We start from the raw sequence: 15,815 nt of genomic DNA, 5'->3' as shown, positions 1-15,815 counted from the left end.
CACCATGGCAGAGACAGAAGCCGCCGAAGGCCAGCCGAAGAAAAAATCGGCCGCAATGATGACCATCGCCGGGCTTGCGATCCTGACGCTGCTTGGCGCCGGCGGCGGCTGGGTGGTCGGCGGCCTGGTCGCACCCAACATCTTGGGTGCTGAACAGGCGGAGCAGGCCAAGAAAGCCAAGGACGAGGCCGCGCAGAAGGAAGGTGAGGCAGGCCTGCCTCACGTTTCGACCGAAGCCAATAATGTCGTTCAGCTTGAGCCGATCACCTCGAACCTCGCCTATCCCTCCGAGAACTGGGTTCGTCTGGAAGTGGCGTTGCTGTTTAACGGCCCGCCCGACGTGAAACTCGCAGAAGATATCCATCAGGATATTCTTGCTTATGTCCGCACGGTTTCGCTGCAGCAGATCGAGGGGCCGCGAGGCTTCGAATATCTTAAGGATGACATCCAGGAGCGTGTTGACCTTCGCGCGCAAGGGCGCGTATCGAAGGTCATGTTCAGGACCTTCGTCGTCGAATGATTCGCTTCCTACTGCTGTTTGCTGCCATGATGGCGGCACCGGAGCTGGCGCATGCGCAGCAGCTCCCGACAAACCTGTTGAACTTGCCGGTCGACGGTTCGGTCGCGGCATGGATCATCAGAACGTTCGGCCTGTTGACCGTTCTTTCGGTGGCGCCGGGCATCCTGATCATGGTGACGAGCTTCCCGCGCTTCATCATCGCGTTCTCGATCCTTAGGTCGGGCATGGGCTTGTCCTCCACCCCCTCGAATATGATCCTGCTGTCGCTCGCGCTGTTCATGACCTTCTACGTCATGCAACCGACCTTCGATCTAGCATGGCAGACCGGCGTTCAGCCGCTCCTATCGAACCAGATCGACGAGCAGCAGGCAGTGGCACGCATCGCCGAGCCCTTTCGCACCTTCATGGCGAGCAACACGCGTGACAAGGACCTGGCGCTTTTCGTGGATTTGGCGAGAGAGCGGGGCCAGAGCGTCCAGACCGAAGAAAAGATCGATTACCGCGTCCTCATTCCCGCTTTCATGATCTCGGAGATCCGGCGCGGCTTCGAGATCGGTTTCCTGATCGTTCTTCCCTTCCTCGTCATCGACCTGATCGTGGCCACCATTACCATGGCGATGGGCATGATGATGCTGCCGCCGACATCGATTTCCTTGCCGTTCAAGATTCTCTTCTTCGTGCTGATCGACGGCTGGAACCTTTTGGTCGGAAGTCTCGTCCGTTCCTTCCACTGAACACGTTTCGAGACGCCGCGCCCGCATCCCGTCTAGGCACGAGATGAAAGCCCGCCAGGAGCTTCCCCGGCGGGCTCTTTACCGTGTGAATTTGCTTTTTAGTCGAAGCTGAAGAATGGCGTTGTACGGGGTGGCAGCGCCGGCACGTCGATGTGGTCCGGTTCCAGCCGCATCTTCGCGCGCTCCACCATGATTTCGTAGGCCCTTTCGAGGTGCAGCGTGAAGCGCTCCGCATCGAAGAGGGGCATGATGCCGGCGTTCCGTCTGATGCGCTGCTTGTATTCAGCAATGCGCTCGGGACTGTTCGCAAGCACGACCGCCATGTCCTCGTAGGCTTTGATATCGGCGGCCACCAGTTCCGGCAAGCCTATGGCGTTGAGCAGACTTTCGCTGACGCGAGAGGCAAAATTGGTGCCCTGGACGGTCAGAACCGGCAGGCCGCCCCAGAGTTGCTCGGAGGTCGTTGTGTGACCGTTGACCGGAAACGTGTCGATGCCAAGATCTGCCATCTGTTGGCGATCGATGTGCTCTTCGTAGGACACGCGCGGGCAGAAGATCACTCGATCCGAATCGATCCCCTTCTTGTTGATGTAGTTGAGCAAGTTGGTCTGGGTGTGGGGCGACGAAAGCATCAGCCAAAGCACGCCGTTTGGCGCGCGCTTGAGGATGTTGCACCAGACGTCCAGTATCTCTGTGTTGATTTTGCGGTTCGCATTGAACGAGGCAAACACGAACGCGTCCTCCGGCAATCCAACCTGGGTGCGGGTCGTCGGCTTCGGCTTCGGGCGATTTGCGGGGTCGTTGGGTTGGTAGCTCTCCGGCATGCGCACCAGCTTCTCGTGGTAGTGTGCTTCGCTGCTCTCCGGCAGCACGAACCGATCGCCGATGGCGTAATCAAGATCGACGTCGGTCACGCTGCCGGGGAAACCAAGCCAGGTTGCCTGCAGCGGAGCGCCGCCATAGTTCAGTATTCTGGATCGACCGCCGAATGTGTGTCCCTTTAGGTCGACCAGGATGTCGATCTGGCGCTCCCGGATTGCGTTCGCGGCTTCCTCGTCGGTCATGCCTCGAACGATGCACACGTCGCCCCATTGCGAGCGATCGACAGTGCCGGCCTCATGTTCCAGGTACTTCTCCTCGGTATGGCAGAAGAGCGTTATTTCGAATTTGTCGCGGTCGTGCAGCTCCAGAATACGGCGCAGCAGCTTCATGGTTGCGTGTCCGGCCCAGAAATCGGACGAAAGATATCCGATACGGATCTTCTTGCTCCAGGCGTGGGGAACGGCTCTTCGTCGCGCTGCAGCTTCCTTCAATGGAAGAGACGGATTGTGAGAAGCAAGCGCATTGAGCGCTTCGTCGCTGCACCAGTGGAGGTTGTAGAAGGGATTGTCGCGCTCCAGGACGCTCAGGTCGCCTTTGTCGAGCATCCGTTGTACCGCCAGAAACTCCCTGGCGACCAGGTCGAAGTCGCAGACCTCGCGCGCGAAGACCAGCTTGAGGAGCCGGAGCGGCATGATGTCGGGAAATTTCTTGAAGAGATTGTGAACAAGCGTCGCGTTCGTCGCGTCCAGAATGTCGTCACTGAGGAGTTGCACTGCAAGGCGGGCATGGTCGGGATTGCTGCTCTCGGAAATCACCTTGCGGTAAGGGCTCACGAGATCCTTCCGGCCTTGCCTGGTGTGGATAGAGGCAAGAACGCAGGCAAGATCGGCGTCCGAGCGGGCAAGTGTCATGACGCGCAAGGCCTGGAGCAAGGCTTGCTCTTCGTCGCCGCAGGCAAAATACAGAAGCGCGGCTTCGCGTGTGTAAGGCGACTCCTTGTTGCTGTCGCGTTCGCCGGCAAGCGCATACGCGCTTGCCGCTTCCGATTTAAAGCCCAACTTGAGAAGGTTTTTGGCCAGGAGAACGTAGGTCTTGACGTCCTGCTGCGTGTCGATGAGTTTGTTCAGGACTTCAAGCGACTTGAGATATTGCCCCTTTTGATAGTCCTTCGATGCCGCCGCAAACGAAATATTGGTATTCAAGAGCCCACTCCATCCTGAACTTCTTCAACGAGCGTCGTGGCCAATCGTGCGCTGGCCTACACGGCGCCCCAGTTTGCACCATCTAGGCACACCAAGCTTGCTCCAAGCCGGTGTGCGCTCCTGCGACAAGGCGTTCGAAGAATGTTTGGAGACTGTTAACCACCGGCCCATGCGACGCCGTTTCCCCAGCCGTTTTAATGAGTTGGCAATGAATGGGTGCGAGATTGCCTCTCGACATGACGGGTTTGGTTGCTCAAGAGAACGGCGCCGAGTGGCATGAAGCTGGTCCGTCATCGCCGGTATTGAAGTCCGGTATGTCCTCCTTTTGTATTTTGTTTTTGGGGACAGACTTATGACAAGCATTAACACCAACAATTCCGCAATGGCGGCACTCCAGACGCTGCGTAACGTCAACAAGGGCTTGAGTGACACGCAGAACGCCGTTTCGTCTGGCCTGCGCGTCGGCAAGGCTTCCGACAACGCCGCCTACTGGTCGATCGCTACGACGATGAAGTCCGACAACAAGGCGCTTTCGGCTGTGTCCGACGCCCTCGGCATGGGTGCCGCCAAGCTCGACACGGCCTACACCGCTGTCGACAGTGCAATCGACGTCGTCGGCGAAATCAAGGCAAAGCTCGTTGCAGCCAGCGAAGCCGGCGTCGACAAGACCAAGCTTCAGGACGAAATCACGCAGCTGCAGTCGCAGCTCTACAGCGTCGCTCAGTCCGCTTCGTTCAACGGCGAAAACTGGGTCAACAACGCCGGCGGCACTGTCAGCGTCGTTTCGTCCTTCGTGCGCGGTACCGGCGGCGCGGTCTCCATCAAGACCACCGACTACACGCTCGGCGCCACCAACACGCTGTTCGACGGCTCCACGACAGGCGGCATCCTCGGTGCTAACGGTGCGAGCTCGGGCAGCTCCATCTACGGCTTCACGATCGGCTCGAGCACGACCCAGGGCGACATCGACAACCTGCTGACGGACGTCGAGAGCGCTCTGAAGAACATGACGACCCTCGGTTCGCAGCTCGGTTCGCTCCAGACCCGCGTCGACATCCAGACCGACTTCGTCTCCTCGCTCAGCGACTCGATCGACTCCGGTATCGGCCGCCTGGTTGACGCCGACATGGAAGAAGAGTCCTCCAAGCTCAGCGCCCTGCAGACCCAGCAACAGCTGGCGATCCAGTCGCTGTCGATCGCAAACTCCTCGTCGCAGAACATCCTCTCGCTGTTCCGCGGCTGATAGCCGTCACCAGCCATCTGAGAAGCGATTTACGGCCGGGTTTTCCCGGCCGTAAATGTTTTAATCGCAAGTTAATAAGGCGAGCTAACAGAAGGATATTTTTAACTATTTTTCTTTTTATGGTTCAGGGTTTCTTAACCATGATGCTGTCTTATGTGCCTATCGAAACGGCGAGTTGACTGAGCACAGCAAAAGCGGTCAATAGGCATGACGCTGACCGCCGTTCCCGGTAGTCCGGAATGTCCCTTCCTACACATTCTGCCAAAGGGGCAATTAAATGACCAGCATTCTGACCAACAACTCCGCAATGGCAGCTCTCCAGACGCTGCGTAACGTCAACAGCAATCTGTCGGATACGCAGAACGCCGTTTCGTCTGGTCTGCGCGTCGGCAAGGCTTCCGACAACGCTGCTTACTGGTCGATCGCCACCACGATGAAGTCGGACAACAAGGCGCTTTCAGCCGTTTCCGACGCCCTCGGCATGGGTGCCGCCAAGCTCGACACGGCTTACACGGCCGTCGATAGCGCCATCGACATCGTCGGCGACATCAAGGCCAAGCTGGTTGCAGCCAGCGAAGCTGGCGTCGACAAGTCGAAGCTGCAGGACGAAATCACGCAGCTGCAGGCACAGCTTTACAGCGTTGCTCAGTCCGCTTCGTTCAACGGCGAAAACTGGGTCAACAACGTCGGCGGCACTGTCAGCGTCGTTTCGTCCTTCGTCCGCGGCACCGGCGGTGTGGTCTCCATCAAGACCACCGACTATTCGCTCGGCGCCACCAACACGCTGTTCGACGGCTCCACGACAGGCGGCATCCTCGGTGCTAACGGTGCGAGCTCGGGCAGCTCGATCTACGGCTTCACGATCGGCTCCACCACGACCCAGGGCGACGTCGACAACCTACTGACGGACGTCGAAACCGCTCTGACGAGCATGACGACGCTCGGCTCACAGCTCGGCTCGCTCCAGCAGCGCGTCGACATCCAGAGCGACTTCGTCACTTCGCTCAGCGACTCGATCGACTCCGGTATCGGCCGTCTGGTTGACGCCGACATGGAAGAAGAGTCCTCCAAGCTCAGCGCCCTGCAGACCCAGCAGCAGCTGGCGATCCAGTCGCTGTCGATCGCAAACTCCTCGTCGCAGAACATCCTCTCGCTGTTCCGCAGCTAATCGCAGGAGCGCCTCCGGGCGTCTCGAACAGAAAGATCGCCAATCGAAAGCCGCGCTACCGAGCGCGGCTTTTTTCATGCCTGTTAACTCCGCGTTAACCAAACTCATGTCTTCTGCCGTCAACGAAACGGTATGTTAACCAAGCTTAAGAAGCGGTTAGCGGGCATGATGCTGATTGCCGTTCCCGGTGGCGGACCGGAATGTCCCTTTTCAAGATTTGCCATCAAGGGGCGATAATTTCATGACCAGCATTTTGACGAACGTCGCGGCAATGTCCGCCCTCCAGACCCTGCGCAGCATCAATGGCAATCTGGAAGACACCCAGAACCGTGTTTCGTCCGGCTACCGTGTTGCCGAAGCCAAGGACAATGCTGCCTATTGGTCGATTGCGACGACCATGCGTTCGGACAACAAGGCTCTATCGGCTGTCTCCGACGCGCTCGGTCTGGGTGCGGCAAAGGTCGATACCGCCTATTCGGCGATGGACAGCGCCATCGATATCGTCAGCGAGATCAAGGCGAAGATCGTGGCCGCGACGGAAAAGGGCGTGGACAAGACCAAGATTCAGGACGAAATTGGACAGCTTCAGCAGCAGTTGTTGAGCGTAGCTCAGTCCGCTTCCTTTTCCGGCGAGAACTGGGTGGCAGGCAATTCCACTAAAAGCGTCGTCTCCTCGTTCGTGCGCGATGCGAACGGCCAGGTTTCCGTTCAGACGACACAGTATGTGCTTGATGACTCGACGAGCGGCAACGTTCTGTTCGGTATGACGACTACGGGAGCGATCGATACCTCGACGGGTATCATAGGGACGTCGAGCGGCAGCGTCGGCTCGATCTACAGCATGGACATCACCAGCTTCAGCTCCAGCGACATCGACCTTGCGCTGACCACCGTCGAATCAGGCCTCAGTGCCCTGACAAAGGCGGCCTCGCAGCTCGGCTCGATCTCGACCCGCATCGACCTGCAGGAAAGCTTCGTTTCCAACCTCAGCGATTCGATCGACTCGGGTGTCGGGCGCCTTGTTGACGCTGACATGGAAGAGGAATCGAGCAAACTAACGGCCTTGCAGACGCAACAACAACTGGCAATCCAATCGCTGTCGATCGCGAATTCCAGCGCGCAGAACGTTCTCACGCTCTTCAAGAACTAAGCCGCCGAGCACTATCCGAAGGAGATGGAAAGCCGTGTCTTTGACGCGGCTTTCTCTTTGTTTTTGAAGCGATAATCAAGATTGCGCGAGGCTTGCGACACTGAAGCCATGGCCCTTGCGCCCGTCGAAAGCCTTGGTTAACTTCCCTTAACAGTTGATTTGTTTTTAGCGACAAACCGGGCCTGGGGGACCAGCCGGGGGCATGACGCCAGGTCAGTCGCTGCCGGTTGCCGGCCTGTCCCGTTTCCCTACTCAGAGCCAGAAAAATGACATACAAAATTACCAGCTCGGCACAGGTAAACGCCCTCGCGGCGCTGCGCATCATCAACAAGGACGTTGCAACGGTTCAACAGCAGGTTTCGTCAGGCTATCGCGTCGAAACGGCTGCCGACGATGCGACCTACTGGTCGTATGCAAGCGTCATGCGCTCGGACAGCAGCTCGCTGCAAAACATTCACGACGCGCTCGGCGTCGGCGCATCGAAGGTCGATACCGCCTATACGTCGATGGAAAGCCTGATCGACCAACTCGGCGAGATCCGCAAGACCCTCGTGACGGCGCAGGAAGCCGGGGTCGACAAGACGAAGCTCAACACCACGCTCACCGAGCTGAAGGGGCAACTGCAGACGACCGTCCAGTCGACGAACTTTGCGGGCGAGAATTGGCTGCTTAATCGCGACACGACGCTTCCGATATCGCGCTCCGTGATCGGCGGTTTCGCGCGCGGTACGAACGGCGAATACCAAGAGCAAACGATTGATTTCCCTGCTGACCAGACCGTCATGATCGACACGACGGACGCCAATCGCGGACTTCTCACCAAGACCGTCGACGCAAACGTGCTGAATGCGGACGGCACCTCGACGGCACGCAACTACTATCTGCTCAACGCCGGATCGACTTCGCCAGCCAGCGGGACGGAGATAAAGCTTGATAGCAACACGACCTCCGCGCAGTTGAAGGACATGCTGGCAGTGGTCGATTCCGTATTGTCGCAGCTGACGACGACGGCGGCCGGCCTCGGCACGATGAGCGCGCGCATCAGCGATCGCGTTGCCTACACCGCGGATATGTCTGACTTGATCGACAAGGGTGTCGGCGCGCTCGTTGACACCGACATGGACGAAGCGTCGACCCTCCAGAAGGCGTTGCAGACGCAACAGCAGATGGGTGTTCAGGCGATCTCTATCCTGAACACGGCTGCCAGCAAAGTGCTGATCCTGCTGCAATAGTGGCCGGGTGCGTTGGGCTTTCTCGGCTTTGCCCTTCATCCTCGCGCAAGTTTGACACCATAGTTTCGGTACAAAGGCGCAGTGCGGAAACCGTGCCTGATGAGTTGTCAGTTCATGATGGGGCGCGAGATGTCGCAGTCTTCTGCAGCGAGAGGGTGGATTCGGTGAGCGCGCTGCTTTCTCGGTACCTCAAGGATTTTGGTGAGCCGGCCGTGGTTGCTCCCGTCGCCGAAGCCGACGATCTTGCGAATGATTTCGGCGGCTTTGCGGACATCGCATCCGAACCGGTCCTGGATCTGGAAGCCGAGCGCCACAGCGCTCATGCCCGAGGCTATGCCGAGGCAACCGCTGCGCTGACCGAGAAGTATAATTTGGAAACGCAAACAGTCGCGCTCGTTCATCAGCGCGAAGTGGAAGAGCTCCGCGACCGATACGAGGTTGAGGCCGCTGAGCTAATTGCCTCCCGGCTTGACGTGATGGCGGGTGAGATTGCCGAGCTTGTCAGCGCGACGGTCGCAAAGGCGCTGGCGCCTGTTATGACCGATGTTCTGTCGCAGAAGGCTGCCGTCGATCTCGCCGGCATCCTTCGCGAGGCGGTCCTGGAGGGCGATGTCGGTATCGTGACGGTCAAAGGGCCGGCACGGCTTTTCGATGTGCTGAAGAGCACACTTGGCGAAAAGGCTGGTCTTCTGCGCCATCATGAAACGGGCGATGTCGACCTGACCGTCGAATTTGGCGACGCTGTCCTGGTCACGCGGATGTCGGCCTGGGCGACGAGCTTGAAGAAAGTTCTGGAATGAGTGAGAGCGAAAACCACCACCACGGCAAGAACGAGATCATCATCGTCAAGCGACATGGCGGCGGGGATCACGACGGGGCTCATGGTGGCGCCTGGAAGATCGCCTATGCCGACTTCATGACGGCCATGATGGCGTTCTTTCTGGTCATGTGGTTGGTCAACGCTGCGAACGAGGAAACCAAGGCCTCGGTTGCGACCTATTTCAATCCGATCAAGCTCGCCGACGAGAAGCCCACGGAAAAAGGCCTGAAGAAGCCCGTCGATCAGGCGGATGGCGACCAGAAGCAGGACAAGTCGAAGGAAAAGGAGGACGAGCCTACCAAGGGCGCATCGGCCGCAAACGGCGATGACCAGACCTCGACCTCCGGCGACCAGACCAACTACTCCGAAGCCGACTTCTTCGAGAATCCTTATTCGGTCCTGGCGGAGATTGCGCAGGAAGTCGGCCAGCAGGCAAACGTCAGCGCCAAGGGTGAGGGCGGTGCCAGCGATTCCGGTCCGGCAACCGGCGCTGACGGCGGTCAGGCCTATCGCGACCCCTTCGATCCGGATTTCTGGACGAAGCAGGTCGAAGTGACGCACGCCGACAAGACGCAGCCGGCATCGAGCGCCGCGCCCGCCGATGGTGCGGCAGACGCGACCGAAGTTGCCAAGGCGCAATCTGAGAACCCGGCGGATCTGACAAAGGCCGAGGACGCCGGCAAGGGTCATGACGAGCGGGCCTCGGAAACGGCAGAAAGCAAACCGCAACACGATGCTGCACCGGTGGAAACGGCTGCCGGAAATGCCGAGGGCGAGGAAAAGCCGCAGACCGAGGCGCAAAAGGCCGCCGAGCAGAAACGGGCCGAGGACCTGCAAAAGGAAATCGCCCAGCAGATCAGCGGCGTTGCCGGCAAGCTCGCCGAGGGTCTCACGGTAACACCGTCGGAAGGCGGCCTTTTGGTCAGCATTTCCGACCAGAGCGATGATTCCATGTTCAACATCGGATCGGCCGTTCCGCGCAAGGAAATGGTGCTGGCGATGGAAAAGATCGGTGAGATCCTGAAGGGCAAACCAGGCGCCGTTGTCATTCGCGGCCACACGGACGGCCGTCAGTATAAGGGCGAGAACGAGAACTGGCGCTTGTCGATGGATCGCGCCCAGGCTGCCTACTACATGATCGTTCGCGGCGGGCTCGACGAAAAGCGGGTCTCCCAAGTCTCGGGCTTTGCCGACCGCAAGTTGAAGGATCAGGCCGATCCCTTCAACGCGACCAACAGGCGCATCGAAATACTGCTGCAGACGGATCAGGGATAATCCATGATCCGTCTCCACCAACGTCTTCTGCTTCTGCTTCTCGGCCTCGCGGGGAGCCCTGCTGGCGTCGCGTATGCGGAAGATCAGGAGGACATTGCACCCTACAAAATGCTGCGGTCGCTGCAATTCGTGCAGGATTCCGTCGTGCTTGGCGATCATTCTGCCGCCGAGATGCAGCGCTTCATGCTCGGCACGATCGATCAGCGCCTGCGCACCATCGATCCATCGGTTTTCGATGATGACCGCAACGTCGATGCGGCGCTGATCTACGCAATGAGCGGCGGCAATCCGGAAACCCTCGAATACCTCGTCGCCCGCGATGTAAACGGTCACTTCGACAATCGCATCAGCGATGTGTTGCGAAAATATTTGAGTGGCAAGGGATTGCTGGTGGCCAAGAGCCTTGTCGAGACTGCGAACGAATACAAGGATAAGAAAATCGGTCCCTATCTTGCGCTGGTCGGCGGCAACGTCACTCTCGCCAAGAGCCCAATGGAGGCGCTGAAGCTGTATGACCAGGCGCGCCTCAATGCGCCGGGCACGATCGTCGAGGAGGCGGCGCTGCGACGCTCCGTGTCGATCTGCGTCGAAGCCGGGATGGTGGACAAGGGGCTCGATTATTCGCAGCGCTACGTGCGCCGCTTCCTGCATTCGCCTTATGCGAGCCAGTTCGCGGATCTTTTCGTCAAGCTGCTGGTCAATCATGATCACGAGGTGAAGCCGGACGACGTTGTTGGCATTCTCTCCTTCATGGATGAGGCCAGGCAGCGGGAAGTCTATCTCCGCATCGCTCGGGCAGCCGCGATCGCCGGCAAGGGTGATCTCGCACGGATGGCAGCAGCGCGCGCCCAGACGCTTGCAAGCGATTCCGACAACGCCTTTGGAGCGCTGGCCGATTTCTACGGCGGCATGGCGGCGATCCCGACGGACAAGATCGATACGGCCGCGAGGAACATCGCATCCATTGCGGACCAAGAGCTGTCCCCGCGTGACCAGGCGCTTAGGGCGGCAGCAAAAGCCATTGCAGAACAAGTGCTTCGCCCGCCGGACCCGGCAAGCCTGACGCAAGCGACCGCCCCTAAATCTTATCGTCAAGAAATCACTTCTGAACAGGCCGCAGCCTCACCAGAGGCCGAGCAGGGGGAGATACCCAACCTGGCTCAAGGTCCTGTTGTGGGAGAAGCGGCAGGGACGCCGCCATCCAATGTTGGGGGACAGCAGGACGCCGACCCGTCATTCAGCGCATTCGTGACGTCAAGCCGATCGCAACTGGATGAGATCGACGGCCTCTTGAACAAAGAAAGCAATTGAGATGATGGACATCAGCGTTTCGGGGGGAGCGTCTGGAGCAGGGGCTGCCTCTGCCGCGGCCATTGGCCGTCAGACCGGCAACGGTGGTGATACGGATGCAGGCGGGTTCTCTGACGTCCTGAACAAGGCAAGCGGCGCAAAGCAAGACTCGGCCGAGCAGCCCGCGGTGGGCCAGCACGCCGGCGACGGCACTGACGGCACTGACGGCAGTGCGTCCGCTGCGCCGCGCCACGCGAACACGAAGGCATTGATCGATCTCGGCAGCGCCTCCCTGGCGGCGCAGGCGGAGATGAAAGAAAAGACGTCCGGGTCGGCCGACAAGGAGACCAAAAGGGCGGACCCGAAGGCCAAGGGCAAGCACGCTGATGACGCCGACTTGCAGGATCTGTCCGACAAGCTCGACGATGAAGCGACGGCACATTCGGCCAAGGGCACGAAGCTGACAAAGGCTGACGGCACCGAGGTCAAGAAGGGCGCCGAGGACGACGCGATCTCCGATGTCCTGAGCTTACTGAAGCAGGTGCCGACCGACGGAACGGCGGCCGCAGCGTTCGCCGCAATGGCCGCGGCGAACCAAAAGGCTGACGGCAAGGTAGCGACCGATCCGAAAGAAAAGTCCGTTGCGGGTATCATGCCCAAGGAAACCTCCCCTGACGCGGCCCTGAGCGTCGATGCGACTGTCGACGCTCAGCTGCCCGGCACAGTGGTTGCCGGCGATACCGACGCGACGACATTCCGGCTGAGCCGTGCCAATGGCCGCGGTCAGTCGATGGATATGCATCTTGGCATCGACAGGGATGCCACCGGTGAGTCCGGCGGCAAGGCTAACATCGAGAGCGTCTCTGTTCTGGACTCGCGCCGCTACATCGGTCTTGCGCAGAACACCAATTCTGCCGCAGTGACGGCGGCGATATCCGGCGATCCGGAATGGGCGCATGCCATGCAGGCGAGCTCCGCCCTGTCGAACGCGGCCGAGTGGACGAGCACTGGCAAGGTGGTCAATACGCTCAAGATCCAGATGAACCCGATCGACCTTGGTCTCGTCACCGCTACGATGCGGCTGCACGGCGATGCACTGAATGTCGACCTGAAGGTAGAGAGCGGCGCGGCCTATCGCCAACTCAAGGAAGATCACGGCAAGATCATCGAGGCATTGCGCAGCCAGGGCTACACGATCGACAACGTTACGATCAGCATGGCGCCGGTCGACCGCTCGGACGCCGGCAATCAGGCGAACGCACAAAGCCAGCAGCAGGGTCATGCCTCTGCCCAGCAAGGTCAGGGCGGCGAGGCGCGGGAACGCCAAAATCAATCAGGACAGCGAACTGGCGGAGGCTCCAATGGCTCGGGCGAAAGCGGTGTTGAAGGCACTTCTCCTGGCGCCGCTGGCAGCGGTCGCACTGGCGACGTCTATCTCTAGCGCACAGGCGTCGAACAGTGCCTGTGAGCAGGAGATTCAGGCGGCCGCACTGAAATACGGCATCCCCGAGGGCATTCTCTACTCCGTTGGCTTGACCGAGACGGGACGCAAGGGATCGCTCTACCCTTACGCCCTGAACATCGAAGGGAAAGCCTTCTTTCCACCCTCCGAGCAGGACGCTCTGAGACAGGTTGACGTTGCGCGCAGGTCAGGCGCGAAGCTCATCGACATCGGCTGCATGCAGATCAACCAGTACTACCATGGTGAGAATTTCCGGTCTGCGGAGGAGATGTTCGACCCCCGTCGCAATGTGGAATATGCGGCAAGGTTCCTGCGCAATCTCCACGACCGGCACGAAACATGGACGATGGCAGTGGCCCGCTATCACGCCGGACCCAACAATGACCCGGCCCAGAAGCAGTATGTCTGCCGGGTCATCGCCAATCTGGTTGCCACCGGCTACGGCAAATGGACTCCCAATGCGAGCAACTTCTGCCAGAATTGATTCAATCGAAACGAGTAAAAATAGAACAAAGCAGAAATGTGTCATATTGTGGCGAGAATCTGTCTCAATATGGCAAGGCAAGTCACATTTTAGACCTTGTTAACTTTTCCACGAAATTTTTGTGTGCACAATTTCGATCTCCTACTACATCTAGATCAAATCGCGCCTCAATTCTTAATCAACTATTAATTTCTGCCAGTAAGTTCCTGCAGCTTGTCCCAGAATCGCGCGATTCGTACCCATAGAGCATCGAGGTACCACAAGTGATTCGGAGGCGGACGAATGATCGTAGTGGTTGATGAGCGTGAGCTCGTGAAGGATGGTTACACTTCACTTTTTGGGCGGGAAGGCATTCCTTCCACGGGATTTGATCCAAGTGAATTCGGCGAATGGGTTCAGACGGCGGCGGATTCAGATATCGCGGCTGTCGAGGCATTCCTGATCGGGCAGGGGCAGCGGAATTTCGAGCTGCCGCGCGCAATCCGCGACCGGACCATGGCGCCGGTTATCGCGGTCAGCGACCAGCCGTCGCTCGAAAACACCCTTGCACTTTTTGATTGTGGTGTCGACGATGTCGTGCGCAAGCCGGTGCATCCCCGCGAAATCCTGGCTCGAGCCGCCGCCATCCGGCGCCGCCTGAAAGCGATTTCCAGCCACACCGACATCGGCGCGATCCGCGTATTTTCCGACGGTCGCGATCCGGAAATTCATGGCGAAGTCTTCGCGCTTCCCCGTCGCGAGCGCCGCATCCTGGAGTATTTGATCGCAAACCGCGGTCGCCGCGTCACCAAGACGCAGATCTTCAACGCGATCTACGGGATCTTCGACGACGAAGTCGAAGAAAACGTCGTTGAAAGCCACATTTCCAAGCTGCGCAAGAAGCTCCGGAAGAAGCTCGGCTTCGATCCGGTCGATTCGAAGCGCTTCCTCGGCTACTGCATTGACTGGAACTGATTTTTTCAGAACGGGCCGTGTTGCCTGGCCATAGTCGCTGCATTCTCATCGATGATGGTTCAGCCCCAGACAGCTTCACGCAAGGCCCACCAAATACTCTCAAGCCTACTCAGGGAATCGAGGTTTTCAGATGAGCATTTTTGGCAGCATGAAGACGGCCGTGTCCGGCATGAACGCCCAGGCAAACCGCCTCAGCACCGTGGCCGATAACATCGCAAACGCAAACACCACGGGCTACAAGGCCGTGTCGAGCGCTTTCTCGTCGCTGGTTCTGCCTTCGACCTCGGGTAACTACAATTCAGGCGGTGTCCAGACCTCCGTTCGTCAGTCCGTTTCCGAGCAGGGCGATATCTCCTACACGACGTCGAGCTACAACCTGGCGATCTCCGGTGATGGCTTCTTCATCGTTCAGAGCCCGGACGGCGTTCCGGTTCTGACCCGCGCTGGCGATTTCAGCAAGGACGATCAGGGCAACCTCGTCAACGCCGCCGGCTTCAAGCTGATGGGCTATTCCTACGACGCCGGTGCTCCGGCTGTCGTCGTCAACGGCTTCTCCGGCCTCGTCCCGATCAACGTCAACCAGTCCGGCCTGACAGCGATCGCGTCGACGACGGGCACCTTCACCGGCAACCTGAACTCCAATGCCAACGTTGCGACTGGCAACCTTCCTGCCTCCAACACGGCTCCGATCACGACCGACACGAAACAGATGTCGATGGTGGGTTACGACAAGCTCGGCAATACGATCCAGTACGATTTCTACTTCACCAAGACAGCGGGCGCGACGGCAGCTTCCGCTGGTCCGCCGCCGGTTGCCGCAACCTCGGGCACGTGGCAGGTCGCAGTCTTCCGCCACGCCGATGCGGCAACAGGTGGAACCTCATCATTTCCCTATGCTGGGGGAGCGTCGGCTCTCGTTGGCACGACGGGTTTGACCTTCGACACAAACGGCAAGATGGCCTCCACCGGCGCGATGACGATCACCGATCCGGTAACGGGTGGAGCAATCGCCATGGACCTGAGCGGCTTTACGCAGCTTGCTTCTGAGTTTGCCGGTAGCGGCACACCGAACGGCCAGGCAGCCAGCCCGGTTGATAGTGTGTCGATCGACAAGGACGGTACCGTCTATGCCAAATACACAGATGGAACGTCAAAGCCGCTTTACCGTGTCCCGCTCGCAACCGTTGCAAGCCCGGACAACATGACGCTGATGAGCGGCAACGTTTATAGCGCCAACGGGCAGTCCGGCGTCACGGTCACCGGCTTCCCGCAGACCAACGGCTTCGGCAGCATCCAGGCCGGCGCACTCGAAAGCTCGAACGTCGATCTTGCCGGCGAGCTGACCGAGATGATCGAGTCGCAGCGCAGCTACACCGCCAATTCCAAGGTGTTCCAGACGGGGGCCGACATCATGGACGTCCTCGTTAACCTCAAGAGATAAGTAGGGTACGGATAAGCC

At 59.2% G+C, this 15,815-nt stretch carries 14 protein-coding genes; 13 read left to right on the top strand and 1 reads right to left on the bottom strand.

Features of this window, described 5'->3' with window-relative positions:
* The first annotated feature begins 4 nt into the window (after positions 1-4).
* A complete protein-coding gene (locus tag BSG20_RS01555) occupies positions 5-520 on the top strand; it encodes a flagellar basal body-associated FliL family protein (RefSeq protein WP_072370968.1) in 516 nt (171 codons plus the stop codon).
* Positions 517-1,254: a flagellar type III secretion system pore protein FliP gene (gene fliP, locus BSG20_RS01550; RefSeq protein ID WP_072370966.1), complete on the top strand. Its 738-nt coding sequence runs from the start codon at positions 517-519 to the stop codon at positions 1,252-1,254. The genes BSG20_RS01555 and fliP overlap by 4 nt, the downstream gene beginning before the upstream one ends.
* Before the next feature lie 98 nt (positions 1,255-1,352).
* On the opposite strand, the gene BSG20_RS01545 is transcribed toward fliP, so the two are convergent.
* On the bottom strand, positions 1,353-3,278 hold the full coding sequence (locus tag BSG20_RS01545) for an O-linked N-acetylglucosamine transferase, SPINDLY family protein (RefSeq protein ID WP_072370963.1): 1,926 nt from the start codon (positions 3,276-3,278) through the stop codon (positions 1,353-1,355).
* A gap of 352 nt (positions 3,279-3,630) precedes the next feature.
* Between BSG20_RS01545 and BSG20_RS01540 the strand changes: the two genes are divergently transcribed.
* The 11 genes from BSG20_RS01540 (at position 3,631) to BSG20_RS01490 (ending at position 15,797) form a co-directional block, all read left to right on the top strand.
* Complete coding sequence (locus tag BSG20_RS01540; protein ID WP_024313012.1) at positions 3,631-4,521, top strand: flagellin N-terminal helical domain-containing protein; 891 nt, start codon at positions 3,631-3,633, stop codon at positions 4,519-4,521.
* 277 nt (positions 4,522-4,798) lie between these two features.
* Positions 4,799-5,689 carry a flagellin N-terminal helical domain-containing protein gene (locus BSG20_RS01535; RefSeq protein WP_072370960.1) on the top strand — a complete coding sequence of 297 codons (891 nt, stop codon included), beginning with the start codon at positions 4,799-4,801 and terminating at the stop codon, positions 5,687-5,689.
* A gap of 241 nt (positions 5,690-5,930) precedes the next feature.
* Positions 5,931-6,839: a flagellin N-terminal helical domain-containing protein gene (locus BSG20_RS01530; RefSeq protein WP_024313010.1), complete on the top strand. Its 909-nt coding sequence runs from the start codon at positions 5,931-5,933 to the stop codon at positions 6,837-6,839.
* A 266-nt stretch (positions 6,840-7,105) separates the two neighbouring features.
* The gene (locus BSG20_RS01525; RefSeq protein WP_072370957.1) at positions 7,106-8,071 is read left to right on the top strand and encodes a flagellin N-terminal helical domain-containing protein; all 966 of its coding nucleotides are present in this window, start codon (positions 7,106-7,108) and stop codon (positions 8,069-8,071) included.
* Between the two features lie 164 nt (positions 8,072-8,235).
* Positions 8,236-8,871 carry a hypothetical protein gene (locus tag BSG20_RS01520; protein WP_072371125.1) on the top strand — a complete coding sequence of 212 codons (636 nt, stop codon included), beginning with the start codon at positions 8,236-8,238 and terminating at the stop codon, positions 8,869-8,871.
* Positions 8,868-10,166: a MotB family protein gene (locus tag BSG20_RS01515; protein ID WP_072370954.1), complete on the top strand. Its 1,299-nt coding sequence runs from the start codon at positions 8,868-8,870 to the stop codon at positions 10,164-10,166. The genes BSG20_RS01520 and BSG20_RS01515 overlap by 4 nt, the downstream gene beginning before the upstream one ends.
* 3 nt (positions 10,167-10,169) lie before the next feature.
* Positions 10,170-11,477 (top strand): chemotaxis protein MotC, encoded by a 1,308-nt coding sequence (gene motC / locus BSG20_RS01510; RefSeq protein ID WP_072370951.1) that lies wholly within the window; start codon positions 10,170-10,172, stop codon positions 11,475-11,477.
* A 1-nt stretch (position 11,478) separates the two neighbouring features.
* Positions 11,479-12,897 (top strand): flagellar hook-length control protein FliK, encoded by a 1,419-nt coding sequence (fliK, locus tag BSG20_RS01505; protein ID WP_072370948.1) that lies wholly within the window; start codon positions 11,479-11,481, stop codon positions 12,895-12,897.
* Positions 12,839-13,402: a lytic transglycosylase domain-containing protein gene (locus BSG20_RS01500; RefSeq protein ID WP_037114196.1), complete on the top strand. Its 564-nt coding sequence runs from the start codon at positions 12,839-12,841 to the stop codon at positions 13,400-13,402. The genes fliK and BSG20_RS01500 overlap by 59 nt, the downstream gene beginning before the upstream one ends.
* A 282-nt stretch (positions 13,403-13,684) precedes the next feature.
* Positions 13,685-14,356, top strand: coding sequence for a transcriptional activator Rem (gene rem / locus BSG20_RS01495; RefSeq protein WP_072370930.1), 672 nt, complete (start codon positions 13,685-13,687; stop codon positions 14,354-14,356).
* A 130-nt stretch (positions 14,357-14,486) separates the two neighbouring features.
* Complete coding sequence (locus BSG20_RS01490; protein ID WP_072370927.1) at positions 14,487-15,797, top strand: flagellar hook protein FlgE; 1,311 nt, start codon at positions 14,487-14,489, stop codon at positions 15,795-15,797.
* Positions 15,798-15,815 lie beyond the last annotated feature (18 nt).

This window comes from Rhizobium tibeticum (assembly GCF_900110205.1).
GTDB classification, from domain to species: domain Bacteria; phylum Pseudomonadota; class Alphaproteobacteria; order Rhizobiales; family Rhizobiaceae; genus Rhizobium; species Rhizobium tibeticum.
This window is presented reverse-complemented; position numbering and strand designations above follow the sequence as displayed.